Origin of the sequence: Streptococcus panodentis (assembly GCF_017884005.1) — a bacterium.
In the GTDB taxonomy this organism is placed as follows: Bacteria; Bacillota; Bacilli; order Lactobacillales; family Streptococcaceae; genus Streptococcus; species Streptococcus panodentis.
The window spans coordinates 63,937-82,200 of record NZ_QFAY01000004.1 but is presented as its reverse complement, the minus strand read 5'-3'; the positions used below and the strand labels follow the sequence as shown (position 1 = coordinate 82,200).

General features: G+C 49.4%; 18 protein-coding genes and 1 pseudogene. 9 read left to right on the top strand and 10 right to left on the bottom strand.

Translation table 11 applies throughout. From position 1 onward, the window contains the following. Positions 1-86: 86 nt before the first annotated feature. Positions 87-1,256 (top strand): CynX/NimT family MFS transporter, encoded by a 1,170-nt coding sequence (locus DHL47_RS02825; RefSeq protein ID WP_209550817.1) that lies wholly within the window; start codon positions 87-89, stop codon positions 1,254-1,256. A 164-nt stretch (positions 1,257-1,420) separates the two neighbouring features. Here DHL47_RS02825 and DHL47_RS02820 read toward each other — a convergent pair whose 3' ends face one another. Further along, positions 1,421-2,008 (bottom strand): DNA-3-methyladenine glycosylase, encoded by a 588-nt coding sequence (locus DHL47_RS02820; protein WP_209550816.1) that lies wholly within the window; start codon positions 2,006-2,008, stop codon positions 1,421-1,423. Between the two features lie 275 nt (positions 2,009-2,283). Here DHL47_RS02820 and DHL47_RS02815 point away from each other — a divergent pair, with 275 nt between their 5' ends. From DHL47_RS02815 to DHL47_RS02805, 3 genes are all read left to right on the top strand, one after another. Next, positions 2,284-2,694 carry a hypothetical protein gene (locus DHL47_RS02815; RefSeq protein WP_128835145.1) on the top strand — a complete coding sequence of 137 codons (411 nt, stop codon included), beginning with the start codon at positions 2,284-2,286 and terminating at the stop codon, positions 2,692-2,694. Between the two features lie 156 nt (positions 2,695-2,850). Continuing rightward, on the top strand, positions 2,851-3,597 hold the full coding sequence (locus DHL47_RS02810) for a DeoR/GlpR family DNA-binding transcription regulator (protein WP_209550815.1): 747 nt from the start codon (positions 2,851-2,853) through the stop codon (positions 3,595-3,597). 459 nt (positions 3,598-4,056) lie between these two features. Continuing rightward, positions 4,057-4,884, top strand: coding sequence for a Cof-type HAD-IIB family hydrolase (locus DHL47_RS02805; protein ID WP_128835149.1), 828 nt, complete (start codon positions 4,057-4,059; stop codon positions 4,882-4,884). Between the two features lie 32 nt (positions 4,885-4,916). Here DHL47_RS02805 and DHL47_RS02800 read toward each other — a convergent pair whose 3' ends face one another. The 6 genes from DHL47_RS02800 to DHL47_RS02775 all read right to left on the bottom strand — a co-directional run bounded on the left by DHL47_RS02800 (position 4,917) and on the right by DHL47_RS02775 (position 10,021). Continuing rightward, positions 4,917-5,399 (bottom strand): GNAT family N-acetyltransferase, encoded by a 483-nt coding sequence (locus tag DHL47_RS02800; protein ID WP_128835151.1) that lies wholly within the window; start codon positions 5,397-5,399, stop codon positions 4,917-4,919. A gap of 159 nt (positions 5,400-5,558) precedes the next feature. Then, a complete protein-coding gene (dltD, locus tag DHL47_RS02795) occupies positions 5,559-6,827 on the bottom strand; it encodes a D-alanyl-lipoteichoic acid biosynthesis protein DltD (protein ID WP_209550814.1) in 1,269 nt (422 codons plus the stop codon). Then, positions 6,820-7,059, bottom strand: a complete 240-nt coding sequence (dltC, locus tag DHL47_RS02790) for a D-alanine--poly(phosphoribitol) ligase subunit DltC (RefSeq protein ID WP_128835155.1) — start codon at positions 7,057-7,059, stop codon at positions 6,820-6,822. The genes dltD and dltC overlap by 8 nt, the downstream gene beginning before the upstream one ends. 21 nt (positions 7,060-7,080) lie before the next feature. Further along, entirely contained in the window at positions 7,081-8,325 is a 1,245-nt protein-coding gene (gene dltB / locus DHL47_RS02785) for a D-alanyl-lipoteichoic acid biosynthesis protein DltB (protein ID WP_128835156.1), read from the bottom strand. Beyond that, positions 8,322-9,872: a D-alanine--poly(phosphoribitol) ligase subunit DltA gene (gene dltA, locus DHL47_RS02780; RefSeq protein ID WP_209550813.1), complete on the bottom strand. Its 1,551-nt coding sequence runs from the start codon at positions 9,870-9,872 to the stop codon at positions 8,322-8,324. The genes dltB and dltA overlap by 4 nt, the downstream gene beginning before the upstream one ends. Positions 9,873-9,889: 17 nt before the next feature. After that, a complete protein-coding gene (locus tag DHL47_RS02775) occupies positions 9,890-10,021 on the bottom strand; it encodes a teichoic acid D-Ala incorporation-associated protein DltX (RefSeq protein WP_128835160.1) in 132 nt (43 codons plus the stop codon). 533 nt (positions 10,022-10,554) lie between these two features. Here DHL47_RS02775 and DHL47_RS02770 point away from each other — a divergent pair. The 4 genes and pseudogenes from DHL47_RS02770 to DHL47_RS02755 form a co-directional block, all read left to right on the top strand. Beyond that, positions 10,555-10,893, top strand: a complete 339-nt coding sequence (locus DHL47_RS02770; protein ID WP_128835162.1) for a PadR family transcriptional regulator — start codon at positions 10,555-10,557, stop codon at positions 10,891-10,893. Continuing rightward, entirely contained in the window at positions 10,868-11,467 is a 600-nt protein-coding gene (locus tag DHL47_RS02765; protein ID WP_209550812.1) for a DUF1700 domain-containing protein, read from the top strand. Before DHL47_RS02770 ends, DHL47_RS02765 begins: the two co-directional genes overlap by 26 nt. Beyond that, on the top strand, positions 11,460-12,530 hold the full coding sequence (locus tag DHL47_RS02760) for a DUF4097 family beta strand repeat-containing protein (RefSeq protein ID WP_209550811.1): 1,071 nt from the start codon (positions 11,460-11,462) through the stop codon (positions 12,528-12,530). The genes DHL47_RS02765 and DHL47_RS02760 overlap by 8 nt, the downstream gene beginning before the upstream one ends. Positions 12,531-12,715: 185 nt before the next feature. Continuing rightward, positions 12,716-13,097 (top strand): annotated as a pseudogene (locus tag DHL47_RS02755) (S66 peptidase family protein); the annotation flags it as partial. A gap of 376 nt (positions 13,098-13,473) precedes the next feature. On the opposite strand, the gene DHL47_RS02750 reads toward DHL47_RS02755, so the two are convergent. Then, a complete protein-coding gene (locus DHL47_RS02750) occupies positions 13,474-14,739 on the bottom strand; it encodes a carbohydrate-binding domain-containing protein (RefSeq protein ID WP_209550809.1) in 1,266 nt (421 codons plus the stop codon). 19 nt (positions 14,740-14,758) lie between these two features. After that, positions 14,759-15,475: a polyphosphate polymerase domain-containing protein gene (locus DHL47_RS02745; RefSeq protein ID WP_128835174.1), complete on the bottom strand. Its 717-nt coding sequence runs from the start codon at positions 15,473-15,475 to the stop codon at positions 14,759-14,761. Between the two features lie 610 nt (positions 15,476-16,085). Between DHL47_RS02745 and DHL47_RS02740 the strand changes: the two genes are divergently transcribed. Next, positions 16,086-16,616, top strand: coding sequence for a TetR/AcrR family transcriptional regulator (locus DHL47_RS02740; protein WP_128835176.1), 531 nt, complete (start codon positions 16,086-16,088; stop codon positions 16,614-16,616). 692 nt (positions 16,617-17,308) lie between these two features. Here the strand turns inward: DHL47_RS02740 and DHL47_RS02735 are convergent. Next, the gene (locus DHL47_RS02735) at positions 17,309-18,253 is read right to left on the bottom strand and encodes a 3-oxoacyl-[acyl-carrier-protein] synthase III C-terminal domain-containing protein (protein WP_209550808.1); all 945 of its coding nucleotides are present in this window, start codon (positions 18,251-18,253) and stop codon (positions 17,309-17,311) included. Positions 18,254-18,264: the final 11 nt, after the last annotated feature.

Sequence of the window (18,264 nt, the reverse complement as noted above, 5' to 3'; positions counted from 1 at the left end):
CTGACGATGACAGGATACCGCCAGGCTTCGTTCTGCTCTGGTCAACTTTGATCTTCTTTGTATCTATTTACTTTTTAGGAGATGCTATGAAAAAAAAACATTCCGCTTTTCTGCTGCCGGGCATTATGATGCTGGGCATTGCCCTGCGGACACCTTTTACCGTCCTGCCGATTGTCCTGACCGACATCGCTAAAGGACTGCAGGTCCCCGTCAATTCCTTGGGGCTTTTGACCAGTCTGCCCCTCATCATGTTTGCCCTCTGCTCGGCTTTTGCCCCGCGACTGGCTCAGAAGGTCGGACTGGAAAGGCTCTTTAGTCTGGTGCTTCTGGCACTGACACTGGGCTCGCTCATTCGGATAGTCAGCCTGCCCCTGCTCTATGCCGGCACCATTATTCTGGGCGCTGCGATTGCTATTTTAAATGTCCTGCTGCCCTCCGTCATTCAGGCCAACCAGCCTCATCGGATCGGCTTTCTGACCACTCTCTACATCACTTCCATGGGGCTCTCGATTACGCTGGCTTCAGCTGTGGCAGTCCCTATTGTCAAGGCCAGTTCTTGGCGGGGGCTGATTCTGGTACTGACCCTTGTCTGCCTGCTGGTCCTCTTGGTCTGGCTGCCCAACAGCCGGCACAACCACCGCCTGACCAGCAAGAGCCATGACAGCCAGCTGGGAGCGCTCCTGAGAAATCCCAAGGTCTGGGCGCTGATTGTCTTTGGCGGCCTGCAGTCCCTGCTCTTTTACACCGCCATGACCTGGCTGCCGACCCTGGCGCTGCAGGCCGGCCTGTCAAAGGATGCGACCGGTATGCTGGCTTCGGTCTTCTCCCTCATCAGCCTGCCCTTCTCCATGACCATTCCCAGTCTGACAGCACGCCTGTCAGCTCAAAAGCGCCGCGTCATGATTAGCCTGGTGGCTGCTTCCGGTCTGACAGGGATTGCCATGCTGCTGATCAACACGGATTCATTTGTTTACTGGCTGATTCTCAATCTGCTGATCGGCATTTCGGTCAGCGCTCTCTTCCCTTATCTCATGGTGACTTTCTCGCTCAAGACCAGCACGCCTGAACAGACGGCCCAGCTCTCCGGTCTGGCCCAGACCGGCGGCTACATTCTGGCCGCCCTAGGCCCCAGCCTGTTCGGCTTCAGCTTTGATGTCTTTCAATCCTGGACACCGGCCATCATCGTCCTCTTTGTCCTGACTATTATCATGACACTGACTCTCTTTTATATCGAGAAGTTCGAGAAAATTTTATAAATGACGAGGCTCATCCTAAAAAAACGCTTGGAAATTCCTAAGCGTTTTTCTAGTCCATAAAGAGCAAAGAGCGAAGCAGGAAGCCAGGCGCTGGCCTTTTTTCCAGCCCAATCCGATAGGCTGCGCTGCTTGCTTTCCTGCTCGCTTCAAAATTTCTCTTTTCTTCATTTGCCGGCCTTTTCCCAAGTATCCTCATCTGCCAGCAGGCTTGATTTGGAAATTTTTGACACATGGCGGTTGCCGGCGACATAAAAGCCCAGCGGCTGATCCCGCCACCTGTCTGTACAGGTGACACCGATACGAGGCCGGCTGCTGATCTGGACGGGCCGGCGATCCGCTGCCAGCTGCAGACTGGAGGCCGCTAGATTTTGCCCATCAAAGCGCTTGTCAATGCCGGCAAATCGAGTCAGCTTGCCCGGACCATTGGCCAGCAGCCGGCCGTCTGGCAGCTCCAATGCTCGGATAAGAACGGCCTCTGCCACTCCCTCTCCCTTGGTCACAAGATTAAGCATCTGATGGCCGTAAATCTGATAGACATACCAGTGCCCGGCGGGCAAATACATGGATGCATTCTTAGGGGTGCGGCGGCCGCCGGCAGAATGACAGGCGCTGTCCTCACTGCCCAAGTAAGCCTCCGTTTCGACAATGCGGCCAAGGACGGCTCCGTCTAAGAGAAGGCTCATGCCGAGAAGTGCTTTAGCCGTTGCGGCGGTGTCCTGCTGCATCAGCTGCTGAAATTCATTTGATAGCATAAAAGTATTATAGCAAAAAGAAGCAAAAGAGGACAGACAGAGCAGGATTTTCCTTGTTTGTCGGAGCGATTCAGGAAGATCTATTTTACAAAAATGTTACAGAAAAAAATCTCGCTTTCTCTCTCAAATCCTTGCAAAATATGGACAAATCCGGTTTTTTGTGTATTTTTTATATGTCATTTAGGTTAAAGCGGTATGTTATTTTTGTAACTTTCTGTTTTTTGTTTGATATGCTTGTCATAATCGTTTAATATTATACTTAGAAGGAGGGTAAAATGAAAAAATTATCTAAAATTTCTTTATTTTTATTACCACTAGTTGCACTTTTTGTTTTAGCAGGCTGCGGAAACGCTGCAAATAAAGATACAAAAGAGAGCTCAAGTTCCAGCTCAAGCTCTAGCGTATCTTCTTCATCTAAAGCCAAGACAAGCGCTTCAAGCTCTAGCAGCTCAGCCGAAGAAGGCGGAAGTGCCAGTGTCAATGTTAACGGCGGAGATGTCAGTGTTGAAGCCAATGGCGGCGACGAAAGCGGCAGCGCTTCTGTTGAAGCCAATGAGAACGGTACTGCTAATGTAGAAACTGACAGCGCCGGTGTTAATGTAAACGAAGATGGTGTCCATGTCCAAGGCGGCGGTGTTGATGTTAAGGTCGGCAGCGACGGCTCTGTCAATATCCAAACACCTTAATTGAAAAATGTGTTTCGATGATGATAATGATGAAAACCGAGCTCTACTCGGTTTTTTTGATGCTCATATTTACAAAAACTTAAAAATCATTAAAAAGACTTGCAAAAACTTATTTAAAGTGTTATACTCTTCTTAGCAAGACAAGGAGGGAAAAGCATGTACCAAGAACAGCGCCTTTCCAAGATGCTGGAGCTGCTGCAGGATAAAAAGCAGCTGGCTGCCAAGGATATGATGGACTATTTTCAGGTTTCCAAGGACACCATCCGCCGGGATTTTTCCATTCTGAGCGACCGCCGGCTGGTCCGGCGGACCCATGGCGGCATTATCCCGCTGGAGAAGAGCCAGCAGATTCCGTCCTTTAACGACCGCATCAGCCAGCTGACCCAGGAAAAAAAGGCTATTGCAGCTAAGGCCCGTGACTTTCTCAAGCCCGGCCAAGTCAGCTTTTTTGATGTTTCTACCGTGGTCCTTCATCTGGCCCAGCGCATTGAGCTGCCTATGACCATTTACTCCCACTCGCTGGACAATGCTATCATGCTCAGCTCTCAGGAGCAGGTGGATTTTCATCTCTTAGGCGGAAAATTTTATCCTAAAAACCGCTTTTACTATGCCCTCAATGAAGCGGAGCTTTTGGAGCAGATTTCCTTTGATACTGCCTTTATCGGGGCTGCCAGCATCCGTGACGGTCTGGTCAGCTTTGAGGATCCGGAAGACGCTCATCTGAAAAAGCTGGCACTGAAGCATGCCAAAACCAAGATTCTGCTGGCTGAGCAGGCAAAGCAGCACAAAGATTCTAGCTATATCTTAGGAACTATCAGCGACTTTGACTACTGGATTACCGACCAGCAGCCCAGCCCGGAAGTGGAGGAACTGCTGGCAGGTCAGGTAACCATTATCTATTAGAACCGGCACTTGATGGATAACCATTGCATTCAAGATTATATAGTTTTTTAGTTTGCTTTTAGTAGTGAGGCTGAGACAAAAGTCCTTCAGTTTCGCTTTGTTTTGGTAAAAAACTCTTGACGCGGTAGCTGATTGCTCAAAAGCTCCAGTGGAGGTTTTGAGGTTATAGATAGAGCTTCCGAGAGGAAGCAACAAAAGCACTGCTTTGAGGTTATGGATGAAACATCCGTTAGGATGTGTCAAGACTGTTCGTCTTTTAGACTCCAAAAAGCTCCTAATCATCCTCGCGGGGCTGGGACGACGAACTAAATTTTTAAAAATTTAGTTCTGTCCCGCCGCCAGCTGTACTGGGGTACGACTGATGGCGGCGGGACAGACGAGCTAACGATGTCATAAAAGATAAACTAAATGACTGTATTGTGGCCAACGCTTATCTGCAACTTTAAAGGAGGCAGCACTATGACCAAACGCACCATCCGTCTGATTATCAGCGACATTGACGGGACTATTTTGAACGACCGGCACCAAGTCGACCAGAAGCTGAAGGACATGATTCCGGCACTCAAAGAGCTGGGGATTCCTTTTGTACTGGCTTCTGCCCGGTCGCCTCTGGGCATGGAGCCTATCGCACAGGAGCTGGGGCTGGATGGCAATCCGCTGGCCTGCTACAACGGCGCCTTGGTGATTAAGGGCGACCCCCAGCGGTACAGCACCATTATCGAGCACCCGCTGGATAAGAAGGAGATTCGGACCTTTCTGGAATTAGTCAAGGCCGAATTTCCCAGCGTTTCCATCAACCTCTACTCCGGCAAGGACTGGATTGCCGACCGCTTGGACCAGTGGGTACAGATGGAAGCTGACATCACCGGTGAACAGCCCATTATCCAGAATGCCCTCTTGCCGGTGCTGGATGTCCTGCTGCCCCTTCACAAGCTGCTCTTAATTGATGAGCCGGCGGTCATTCAGCAGCTGCATGCCTACCTGCAGACACTGGACTTTCCTCATACTGCCTTCTACCTGTCCAAGGACAACTACCTGGAAGTCACAGCCAAGCATGTGTCCAAGGAGCAGGCCCTGCAGGAGATTGCCCAGTATTACCAGACTCCGCTGGAAGAGGTCATGACCATCGGTGATAATTTCAACGACATCCCCATGCTGCGGCTGGCAGGACTGGGAGTCGCCATGGGCAATGCGCCGCAAGGCGTCAAGCAGGAAGCCAATGTCCAAACCTACAGCAACAACCAGCATGGGGCAGCCGAGGCTGTGGAGAATTATGTGTTGATATAAACCAAAAAAATCTGCCGTCAAGCAGATTTTTTCTATTGGTGATAATCATAAGCAAGCCGTGGACTGCCGTCTGCCAGATAGATCCTGCCGCATGGGGCAAAGCCATAGCGCAGCACTGCAGCCTGCATGGCCTGATTGTCCGCATGGGTATCGATGCGCAGATAGGGCATCTGCTGCAGGCAAAAGTCAAAGCACTGACGGGCCAGCCCCTTAGCTTGGCCCGAGGAGGCTATTCGGTGGATGGTGCCGTAAGGTTCTGAGAAATGCCAGCTCCCATCCTCAATGACCTGATAGGCCGGGTCCTCTCCGATGATGAAGGCGAAGGTGCCAACGATGCACCCCTCCTGCTCAACAACATAGGAAGTTCCTCTGGCTATATCCTCTTCTACTATGGTCCGACTAGGATAGGAAGCGGGCCACTGGGTCGGGTTTCCCTGTTCCTTCATAAACTGCCGGGCTGCATCATAAATTGCCATAATAGCTGGGACATCTCTGGATTGAGTGGGTCGAATCATCTGCTCATCTCCTTCAAAAACTAAGAATGGCTATCCTAAAGCCGGCTGGGCCAGCTGGAACCGCCGCAGAAAGCGTCAGCAGGACTGGCAGAGAACGGATACAAGCTGGAGCAGCCGCCCTGACCTGAGGAAAATTTCCTTCTCTTCCACCGCTGGCCTTTACTTAAATTCTTCCGGTTTGCCAGTATACTGGGCCCATTCCTTGCTAAAGAATCTCTCATTGATTTGGTAGCTGGGAGCCGGCTGGGGATTGGCTACAAAAGGATCGACAGCCTTGTCAAAGGCCAGCCAGCCATTCCAGCCCATATGGATGGTATCCTGCATAAAATAAGGTTTGTCGCCGTCCTGCGAGAAGTCGGCAATGTTGCTAAAGCCCTGACTTGCCAGCTGATACTTGATTTTCGCGACTGTCCGCTCATACATGTCCGGACGCAGGCCAGTGTAGGCCGCCCACTTGGCATTCACTGGGGGAATGACAAAGATCACGTTGGTCCTGGATTTGGCAAATTGATTCAGAACCAGCTGCAGATCGCCGTATTCCGGTGACTTTTCATAGGAAATGCGCTGTTGAAAATCCTTGTATTTCCTGAGTTTGCGGGCTACGCGCAGCTCATAAAAATTGTCATCAATGCCAAAATCATTGCTCTTGGTATGCTTCTTCGCTTCTTTGATGGCAATTTTTTCCAAATCCTGATAGGAAAAAGCATCCGGCAGCTGATCGACATAGGGCAGGACCTGCCTGTCATAATTGTCATTGTTAGGAGCTGCCAGCATACTGAAAACAGCATCCTGCCGCTGGTTGAACTGGGTCATCATTTTCAGATAATCCTCCTCAAAGCTGGTCAGCTGCCTGCGGTCGCGAATCTTCTGCACGGTCTCTGCCATAGCCACTCCAGGATAGAGCTGCAAAAGGCGCCGGGCTGCATACTGGGCTGCGGCATCTCCCTGCTGCTGGCTGAGGTAGGCCGTCAGCTGATCGCTGTTGAAATACTGCTGAAAGGCAGATGCATCATAGCCAGTCTTGGTAAACCACTGGGGCGATACGACGTAGACTGCGGTCTGTCCCTCCAGCTGTGAGGACATCTGCTGCATGCCAAAGTACTGATTGAGCGAAGCTGCCCCCCGCTGGCCCAGAAAGTAAGGCCGGTAGTTACGGTCGTACTTCTCCGCCAGCACAGCCGGATGCACACTGTCAAAGCGCAGCCATTCGCTGGAGCCGAAGAAAGGCACAAAGCGCAGCTTCCTGTCAGTCAGGGCTGTCATTTTCTTGCTGCGGCTTTTGAAATTCTCCGCCGTCAGGGTCACTGCTGAGCGCTTTTCCGTCTCTGCATCATGCTTTATCTCGACCGGATAGAAAAATACCAGCAGGGCGACCAGAGCCAGTGCACAGAAAACCGGCCCCAAAATCAGCCATAACCGTTTAAGCATCACGGAGCTCCGTCACGCCTTGGACGATTTTATTAGCTGTATTCCAGTCATCGCGGCCAAACTCTGATACAGGAACGCGAATATCAAAACGGCTTTCCAGCTCTACAATCAGCTCCACCGTCCCCATGCTGTCTAAGACCCCCGCATCAAAGAGATCCTCGTCCATCATGTCAGAGACATCTTCCATAAAAAGTTCGTCGATAATTTCAATCACTTCTGCTTTTACATCCATCGTAATTTCCTCCTTCATTTTTTATTTTTTAAACCAAAGCTCATTTAAAAATCCGGAAAAGATTAGAAATGAGAGCATGACAACATTGAAAGTAATCACAATCCCCAGAGCCTGAGTCCACTTGTTATCAGGCAGGGGAGGCAGGCCCTTGGCCTTGCGCTCTTTATTGAGCGTTTTTTTCTTGCGCAGCCAGGCGTCATTGATGACCAGACCGGCACCGTGAAAGAGACCGTAAGCGATATAATACCAGGTCACTCCATGCCAGAACCCCATCAGCAGCATGTTGAGGATATAGGCTATACTGGATGTTGTATTGCGATTTTTAAAGACCTTATTGCGCATGAGCACCATGACCAGCCGCATAAAGACAAAGTCGCGGAACCAAAAGGACAGGCTCATATGCCAGCGGTTCCAGAATTCCTTCAAATCGCGTGACAGGAAAGGCTTGTCAAAATTGACCGGACTCTTGATGCCCATGAGATTGGAAATCGCCAAGGCAAACATCGAGTAGCCGGCAAAGTCAAAGAAAAGGTCCAGCCCAAAGGCATACATAAGGCCCAGAGTCCCCAGATTAAAGAAGCCGCCGGTATAGAGAGCATAGGTCTTCAGGTGGCCCAGCAGCAAATGGCCGAAGATATGAGCCAGGATAAACTTGTAGAGAAAGCCCAGCATGATATAGCGGACCGACTGCTCCAGCATATCCAGCAGCTCCTCGCGCTCCGGAATCGTTCGGTAATCTTCATTAAAGCGCTTGAAACGGTCAATAGGACCGCTCGAAAAGGTCGGCATGAAGAGCAGGAAGCGCAGGAATTCCCAAAGGCTAAAGTCAGTCAGGACCCCATCCCGCAGCTCAATCATCATACCGACTGAGCGAAAGGTCAGATAAGAAATGCCCAAAAAGCCAAAAAGCGACTGGTGACCGCTGATAGCCGGCTCTACCTTTACAAAGACAAGCGGCAGCACCGCCAGCAGCGTATGCAGGTAAAAGATCCACTTGCTGTCACGCGCTTTTCTGTAGACTTTATAAGAATAGAGCCAAAGGGTCTGCCAGACGACATAGCCCAGAAGAGCATAAATCTGCACCAGACTGGGTCCTGTCAGCATAAAGACGATAAAGGCCAGGCTGACCAGCGCTTCATAAAGCGGGAAGCGCTTCTTAAAGAAGAGGCCGACAAAGATGGGCAGCACTGCAAGAATGATATAGACAAAGTAAACTGGATTGCCGTAAGGCTCCAGATGAGGCAGCTGTTTGAGAAAATCGATCATCGCTGGTTGACCTCACTGATGAGCCCCTTGATGTCAATCTTGCCGTTGGGTGTCAAGGGCAGGGATTCGCGATAGAGAAACTTAGAAGGCATCATATAGGGCATCATAATATCCTGCAGGTCTTCCTTGATGGCCTTGGTGATGTCGATTTCCCGCTCAAACTGCGCAGCCACTCCCTCCTTTAAGATCACATAGGCCAGCAGATTCTGAACCTTGTGGTCCTTATTATAGCGGGGCACAGCTACCGCAGCCTCAATATAGTTGGATTTGTTAAGATTTTGCGACACATCTTCCAGCTCAATCCGATAGCCGTTGAACTTAATCTGAAAGTCCATGCGGCCGCCGTAGAGCAGCAGACCATCTGCAGTCATTGATCCGACATCACCGGTATGGTAGGCCGGCAGCCCTTCAAAGTCAAAGAAAGCTTCTGCTGTTTTTTCAGGATTGTTCAGATAGCCCTTGGAAACGGCCGGCCCGCAGACGATAATCTCCCCCTGCTGACCGTGAGGGACTGTTCGGCCTTCTTCGTCAATGACAAAGGTCGGTGAATCTGCCTTGGTATAGCCGATGGGCAGACGTTTACAGCCGGCCAGCATCTCATCGGTCACAGCCACTGCCGACAGAGCTACCGTCGCTTCGGTCGGACCGTAAGCATTGACAATGCGAGCCTGAGGGAAACGATCCCGCAGTTTTTTAGCAGTCTTGACGGTCAGCTCCTCACCGTCAAAGTAGAAATGCGTGAGCCCCGGCATCTTGTCACTATTGAAATCCTCCGACAGCAGAGCCATATCCGCAAAAGACGGCGTAGACGTCCAGATGGCAATGGGCAGGCTTAAAATCGTTTCAAACAGCTGCTTGAAATCTTGCGCGAGAGCACTTGGCAGAGCAAAAAGCGTTCCTCCCAGCGCCAAGGTCGGCGCCCAGTACATGACCGACAGGTCAAAGGAATAGGGGGGCTGGGCCAGCATCTGCGGCCGGGACGGCGTCGCAAACTCTTTGTCCCCAATCATCCAGTTAGTAAAGCTGAGCAGATTGTCATGGGAAATCTGCACGCCCTTGGGCTTGCCGGTCGTACCGGATGTAAAGATGATGTAGTAATTCTCATCGCCCTTGACTGGATGGGTCAGCTCATAAGCTGTCTGTCGGGCGATAGCCGAGCGGACCTGCTCGGCCCTGAGTATCGCTACTGCCGCATCAGCCAGCGGAAAGTCAGCGATGGCAATCACCAGACTGGGCTCAGCCACTTCTACAATAGCCGCGACACGCTCCAGAGCTGAATGACTGTCAATCGGAATATAAGCATGTCCCGACTTGGTCAGGGCCACAAAAGCGGCCAGCATCTCATACTCCTGACCGCCATAGACGACGACCGGAGACTTGGCCGGCAGGCCCAGTCGGTCAATCTCAGCCGCCAAGGCATCCGAATCCGCCTTGAGCTGGCCGTAAGTATGAACTTCTCCTAATATATCATAAACCGGAAAGTCCGGCTGCACCTGAGCAAAAGACTCAATGGTTTCTATCATATCATGTATTGCAGTATGTGACATCGTTCTTCTCTCTTATATTAAAATTCATTGTAAATAAAGCCGCCCTGCCCTTGGCCAAGATAACTGAAAAAATAAAGCAAGGCCAGAAAAATGAAAAAGTAAAGCAGGGTCTGCCCGATAAATTTGTAAAGAGTTTTGTGTTTTTTCATATTCATTTCATCGTTTCTGTCTCATTTAGATAGACTGACACCATTTTACCATTTTATAGAAGAGGATTTCAATTTATAACCTATGAATTCACGAAAGTTCTTGTAAAAATGAAGAAGCGTATTTGGAAAAAAGCAGGCGACGCTGACGTGGTTTGAAGAAATGTTTGAAGAGTATAAACAGCGGCTAATCATAGAAGTCTGACATTCTTTTGACACTGCTCTGTCTGCAGTCTTCCAGCCTCACTTTCGTGTTTCTGGGACTGGATAGTTTTGATGCAAACTGCATTTGCCTTATCTACAGCCTCCAACAATCCAGTGGATTGTTGGAGCGAACGGTCCCAGTATTTGAGAAATGGCCAGAAATCTAAAACAGCATCAATATTTGAAGAAAATATCCGCTCTTTTAAACCGAAAGTTCTGCTTTTTAAAAAATATATAAAAAATTTATATATTTACTTGACATTTGTTTTAAAAGAAGGTACACTACGTATATAAAGATTATATATAGAATTTTTACACAAGGAGGTGTGCATATGTATTTTCCCACATCATCTGCTCTGATTGAGTTTCTTATCTTAGCAATCCTTGAAAAAGACGACTCCTATGGCTATGAGATCAGCCAAACCATTAAGCTGATTGCCAACATCAAGGAATCAACTTTATATCCTATTTTAAAGAAGTTGGAGCAAAATGGTTTTCTGGCTACTTATTCACAGGAGTATCAAGGACGCAAAAGAAAGTATTACTCATTAACGGCTTATGGCCAAGAGCAACTGAACACTCTGAAAGATGAGTGGCAGACCTACACGACAACCATCAGCGGCATCATAGAAGGGAGCATCCGCCATGACAAGAACCGAGTATCTAGCTGAGCTAGAAAAATATCTGAAAAAACTACCGCGCAAAGACTACCAAGAGACTATGGACTACTTCGTCGAGTACTTTGACGAGGTAGGACCAGAAGGGGAAGCAGCGGCTATGGCCGACCTAGGCAGCCCCAAGGAAGCAGCCCATGAGATTATGCTGAATCTTTTGGATAAAAAGGTAGAAGAAGACAATCAAGACAGCAATACCCCAAAAAGCACGAAAAGCATCGTCCAGATTGCCATCCTGTCCATTTTGGCGGCACCTTTGGCTATTCCGCTTTTTATAGTGGCCGCAATTTTGACCTTTGTATTCTTCCTCTTAGTCTTTATCTTTGCTCTCGTCATGGCTATAGGTGCCTTTGCCTTCTTTATCTTTGGCATCAGCCTGATCTGGGACGCTCTGACACTGGGACTGACGACATCTATCCCGGCCTTCCTGTTCACTCTGGGGCTCAGTGTTCTAGCTCTGGGACTGTCTGGCATCTTCTACGCAGGCATTTCTCCGATTTCTCAGTTTGGCAGGAATGGATTTGTCAAACTAGCCCAACTGTTTGCAAAGAAAGGAGTTCGTCATGGCTAATATCAACTGGAAAAAATCTCTCTTATCTGCAGCTGTTCTAGCCTGTCTCTTTGGCGGAGCCTTGACAGCCATCGGCTCCGTTACAGGCGGTGTCAACGACTTGATTCATTCTGCCAATAGCGAGCTAAAGCTAACCAAGGAAGAAAAAAGCTTCTCTGACATTTCTTCCCTCAATATTGACCTGGCAGCCAGAAATCTCGTCATCAGTCAATCTCCTGATGACAAGGCCCATCTGACCTATTATCAAAGCGACAGCAATTATGAGATTGACGGCAAAGCGCTGGGAAAAATCACGGCAACTGATGAAAACGGCTCCTTAAACATCAAGGAAGATGGTGCAGACTCCTTCCACATAAGCACTGACATCCGCTCCTTCCACATAAGCACTGGCATCCGCTCCTTGCTCAGCTTATTTGACCAAGAATCTCAGGAGAAGCGTACCATTCAGCTGTCCCTGCCTAAGGGCACCAATCTGGAGACATTCACCGGCAATGCATTTCTGGGCGATGTGACCCTCTCCAATCTGTCGGTCAAAGACGCTGACTTCTCCCTGTCCAATGGCAGCCTGACTGTTAATGACAGCCAATTCACCTCTGGCAAAATCAGTAATTCACTAGGAGATATCACCCTTAATAACAGTCAGATTGGCTCTGGCAATCTCAGCTTGTCTTCAGGCAGCATCAGCCTGAACAACAGTCAGTTCTCCTCTGGCGAGATTAGCACCGATTTGGGCGACATCCGTGCAAACACCAGCAAAATCTCCGACAGCAGCCTGTCAGTCTCAAGCGGGTCACTGAACTCCGAACAGCTGGAGCTGGCTGGAAAAATCACTATCACCGACCAACTGGGAGATGTCAATCTGAACCTAGTGTCCGGCAGCCTGTCTCAGCTATCCTTTGATCTGAAAACAGAGCTGGGCGACATCAGCCTCCCTGATGATATACAGGTGAATTACGGTAAGAATGATGATGCGATCGGCGGCTCAGCCACCCGTAAGATTGATAACGCCGCCATTGACCTAACCGTCAACAATCAATCCGGCAGCATCAAACTCAGCGAATAACCTTTCCTACTCCTTCTATTTCGAACCCACGAAGCAGTTGAATACGGCGGGTAAGGCAAGCAAAGTTTGTGTCACGCACTCCAGTACTGTCTGCGGCCAGCTTCCTAGTTTGCTCTTTGATTTTCTTTGAGTATACGATGGATCCCCTGCAGGACTACCAGACTGAGGGCTGGATCAAGGACCTGGGCCAGGCGCGTGCGACCGCTATTGGAGGAAATCTGCCCACCTTCTCCCTCCTGCAGGGTTACGCCCTACGCCCCCCAGCCTGACAGCTATGTCCTCTTTGTCGAGGAGGAGGAGGACTATCTTGAATTTGACCGCAATTTGGCAGCCCTCCTGCAAGCCTATCCTACTCCGCAGGCCTTGCTCATCGGTCGCTTCCCCAAAGAATGCCAGATGACAGAAGACCTGCTCCTCTACATCTTGGATAAGCACCCCGTCCTCAAGACCATTCCGGTTATGTACGATCTGGACTTTGTTGCCCACACCCAGCCGCTTTTTACCATCACCATCGGAGCGCAGGTGACGGTGGATACGGACAGGATGCTGATTCAGTTGGATGAATAGCAAAACAGCCCCTCATCTCCTTCTGGAACGAGGGGCTGTTTTATATAGATACTCAAATCAAACGAGGCAACGAGCCGCTGCTTTGACATCCAGCTTTGCTTGACTTTATTCACACTTCGTCGTCCCAGCCTCGAGCTGTGCGGAGGTGGGAATCGAAGACTCCGCCTCGCCGATTTTTATACGGTTATCTTCCAAAAGATGCATCCCTCTGTGGATGAGAGCACAGCCATCATGGGATGCTGTCTCACTCTCGCCGCTCAAAATGCTCCAGCAGAGGTTTTGCGATTGCAGATAGCGCTTCTGATTGGAAGGATCTGCTTCGCTCGTCAAAGGGTATAACGGCACTTGGACTTGATTTTCGAAGAGTCTGACTGGATTACCATCCGCCGGGCCCGCCGCCCTGACCGCCGGGAGCACCACCGCCGAAACCGCCGCCGCCAGGTCCATCAGCTGTGATTTCGGTACGGGTTTCACCGTTTACAGTAATGGTGCCGCCAGTATAGGTGGCTGTTCCGTCAAAGTCAAAGGCAGAAACGGTGGAAGTGATAGCCAAATTGCCGCCCGACATGATGATATCACCGTTGGAGTCAAGGGCATCGGTATCTCCCTGACCAACTTCTACCTTGATCTCCCCGCCGGTAATCTTGATAAAGATGTCCGCTCCGCTCACGTCGCTAGCAGCATTGATACCGTCATCCGTCGCGTAGAAGTCCAGTTCTCCTCCATTAATGGTGACATTGGTTCCTTCCAAAGCCTCTGTACTATTGGAGACCTTAATAGTGCCACCGTCAATCACAGCTGTATTGCTGGCGTGGAGCCCGTCATCTCCGGCATCAATCGTGACGGTACCGGACTGGATATAGAGATTGCCCAGTGAGGTATCATTGTCATTATCAGCATGGATGGCATCCTCTGTCGCCTTGACATCAATCGTTGCATCCTTGATATTAAGGGCATTGTCTGCGGAGAGGCCGTGCTTGGCTGCATTGATAGTATAGGTGCCGCCGGTCACTCGCAGGGTGCTTTCCGACTTGATGGCCGTTTCATATTTGCCATCGACCGTCAGGCTGCCGGAGCCATTGAGAGTCAGATCCGAACTGCTGAAAACAGCCGCATCCGCGTCAGTATTGCTGTGGTTAGACGAATCAGAGATAGAGTTCTTGCTGCCATCTGCCAGAGTCAGGGTCGTTTTTCCTGCCTGTTCGACCAAAATAGCCGCATCCGTTCCGGTCATTGTGACACCATTGAGAACGATCTGCACCTGATCGCTGTCACCGGCCTTAACGACGATTTGCACATTTTCACTGCTGCCGGAGATGACATAGGTCCCAGCAGCGGAAATCGTCACAGTTGAGCCGGATACACTGACTCCGTCTCCAGTGCTTTGAGCGCTTGACCCGCTCAAGCTGATGGTTGTTGCCTTGGACGCATCATAAGAAGCATCTGAGTCTTCTGCGGCAAAGTAGTCAGCAGTGTTTGTCTTAGTCTGACTGGTACTGGCTGCGCTGGTGTTCTGACTGCTGCTGGTGCTGGCTGTTGTGCTGCTGCTTGAATTGGTGCTGCAGGCAGCCAGAGCCAGAGTGGCCAAGGCTAAAGGCACTAAGAGTTTGATTTTTTGAAATTTCGATTTTGCTTTTTTCATGTTTCTGTTCCTATCTAGTTTACTTGCTTGGGATATAATCTGCGGCCTTTTGATAGGCCACACCGTATTTGGAGAAGGAGGCTGGAGTCAGCTGATAGCGCTCCAGTATGTCACTCAGCCAGGCAGGGCAGGCCCCTGGCAGTTTGACCTCCATGATGACATGATCAGCCGGCAGGAGGGGGTCTCCGTGACGGCCGTCCAAGAGGCTCAAATCGTACGGACGGTAAGTCAGATCATGGTCAAAGGTAATCCGAACAGCCGCGTCCTCAAGACCTTTCATAGAGTAGCGGTTGTAGCAGATCAGCATCATGGGTCCAATCTCGCCGAAATGCTGGGCAAGCCAGTCGATTTCCTCACGAATCTGGCTGTCTTCCAGCTGGCTGCGGTCGCCGTCCAGATAGGCTTCTGCCGTCAGGAGATTGCTGACAATCCGGCGCTTGTAGACGATGCCGCGCATTTTTTTCTTTATTTCCAGAAAAACCTGACTGCCTTCTGTCGGATATTCTTCATAAGTGCGGAGACGCAGCTTCTCATCAAAATAAGGATTTTCCAAAGTCTCTCGGATAATCTGATAGGTCGGCGTATCATAGTAGAGATTATTGATGGTTGAGTAGGCATGCTCGTCTTCGACTAAATAGCCTTCAAATTCCTGCAATAAATCCAGCAATGTTTCCTTCCGAATAATATATTTGCTTTCAAAGCGCTGAAAATTTTTCTTGATTGTTTTTTTAGCCATGGGATTCTCCCCCTCTGTCTTTCTTAAATCTACAGTCATTTTACGGATGAAAACTTAAAAGAAAGCTAAAGAAAACTTAAAGAAAACAAAACAGGAAATTTTCCTGAACAATTAAAAAGACTTGTAAAAACAGTCTCTGCCAGGCTCTTAGTCTGTATTTTCTGTCTATCGCACCCCCGTAGTTTGCTTTTATTAGGGAGATGGTCTGGAGGTAAAAGGAAAACGAACTGACGGACTGTCCGATAAAAAAACAGAAAACCTGCACACCGTCAACACCTGCCCTTTCTATTTTAAACAAACCCGAACTGTCGGAACGCGCGAAAGATAAGCCCATATGGATTGAAAATAGAAAGAACAGGACCAGCTGGCAAACTGCTTTTCCAAGACCCGATACAGCTGAAACCATCAGCCAAAACGGGGCAAGTCTGAAAAAATCTTCTCTGCTGAGGGCCGCTGTTAAATTTTCTGCCTTTTTAAGAGTTTCTTCTGGTACGATTTTCCTAAAAATTTGATATAATAGAAGCAGGAGACAATCATTCTAACAGCAGCGAGTCAGGCAGACGCCTCATTTGCCGCAATGGGAGAGAATGTAGTAAAAAGGAGAAGGATTATGTTTGAAAGTAATAAGCGCCAGAAGACCAAGGCCATTATCGAAAATGCCATGGTCCAGCTGCTGAAGCAGGAGTCTTTTGACCACATCACCACTGTGCAGCTGGCACAGGCTGCCGGTATCAGCCGCAGCAGTTTTTATACGCACTACAAGGATAAGTACGACATGATTGAGCGCTACCAGCAGGGGCTTTTTCATCAGTTGGAGTACATTTTCAGCCACCATCAGGAAAATATCAAGACAGCTATTATTGAAGTCTTTAAATTTTTGCAGCTGGAACCGCTTCTGGCAGCTCTTTTGACGGAAAACGGCACCAAGGAAATCCAGAATTTTCTGCGCCACAAGCTTCAGGTCATGCTGGCTGAGGACCTGCAGGACCGCTTCAGCAGCCGGATTTACAGCCAGTTTGAAAAAGAATACAGCACGGTCTACCTGACCAACGCTTTTTTCGGCGTCTGTCAGATATGGATTGCCAGAGGAAAAAAAGAAAGTCCCGAACAAATAGCCGACTTTCTTTTGAAAATGATTTAAACAAATAGAGTGGGACGCCCCCCATGATGGCTGAGCCCTCACCCGCAGAGGGATGTATCTTTGGGAAGATACCGTATAAAATCAATCAGACCGAGTCTTTGATGTCGTCAGCAAGTCTTTTAGTTTGTTTTTAGGACTAGGCAACGAGCCGCAGGCTGTACTGGGGTACGGCAAGGCGACGCTGACGTGGTTTGAAGAGATTTTCAAAGAGTATAAAAGTGCCTGATGAGCTGAGCAGGGAAGATGCTGGTTGACCAAAGTCAACAGAAGCTTTCCCAGCCACTGCGTCTGGCAGTCAAACGATAGAAAAATACGAAGCTGGGTGCTGTTGTCCCAGCTTCTTTTTTTCTTGCCTGTCCTTTTTAGAGCGGCCAGCGGATACTTTTGCATCTTATACCGATTCATATCTTTATTCTCGTGTGATGGCGGACTTTAGCTTCAACAGAGCCCCGGACTGTGGGAAGTTGTGAGTAAAGGAAACGCAGTTCCCAATTTTCGTTAAGTCCAGAAGAGTGAGGCTGGGACAGGCTCCCACCGCTTTCAAGTATCAGGTCCTCCAGACTGTCAGAGCAAGCCAAGCTAACAATCGAATAAAAACAAACTAAATGACGATAAAAGACACCGGTAGGCAGCCTCAGCTTGTACTGGAATTACGGACGATACTGCCTTCGCTTAGTCCGTCCTTCCAGAGATTACAGCTTCATGGCCAGCATATTGACCGTCATACCGGCTGCCGTTCCCATAAGAGCGATGGTATCTCCTTCCTTGACCAAGCCGCGCTCCAAAGCATAGCAGAGAGCAAAAGGCACAGCGACGGAAACCATATTGCCATAGTCCTTTACCAAGTCAAGATACTGATGATCAGGAATCCCCAGACTGTGCATAATCATGGGCAGCGCCCGGCTGGCCTGATGAGGGATGATGTAGTCAAACTCTGCTGCACTGAGACCGCTCTTGGCCTTAAATTCCTCAAACATTTCCGGAATCTTCCTTGCAGACAGCAGCAGAATTTTTCTGCCGTTCATATCAAACATATAGTGGCTCTTGGTGCTGTCTGAATATTCCTTGGGGTGAAAAGAAGTCAGACCGCCGCGAATCTCTGTATCGTGCGCACCCTCAGACCAAGTCCGCTGCAGGCTGGCAATGACGCCTCTTTCTTCCTGCGTTGCTTCAAAAATCAAGGCTGCCGCACCGTCGCTGAATAATTCAAAACTCTCTTTCTGCTGAGGATTAAGACCGAGACTGCCTACCTCGCTGGAAACGATGAGGATACGCCTGTACTCACCGGCTTCCAGCAAATGCGACATCAGGCTCAGAGCAGAAATAAAGCTGGTACAGGTCGTATTGATGTCCATAGCCGGAATAGACAGCCCCTTCGCCACCAGCTCATGAATCAGAGCTGCCGTACAAGGAATGGGCTGAACCCCGACTGCACTGGCCGATACAAGACAGTCAATGTCTGCAATAGTCAGTCCGGCATGTTTCAAAGCCTTTTCAATAGCCTTCGCCGCCAAGTCCAGCTGGGTTTCTTCGCCTTCGGTCACTCGGTAACGGGTCTGATCCTTAAAAGTCACTGTGTTGCGCGGCAGCTGCGTGCCGTAGCCAACAATCTTAATATGATTTTTTACTGCTGTCATCTTCTTTCCTT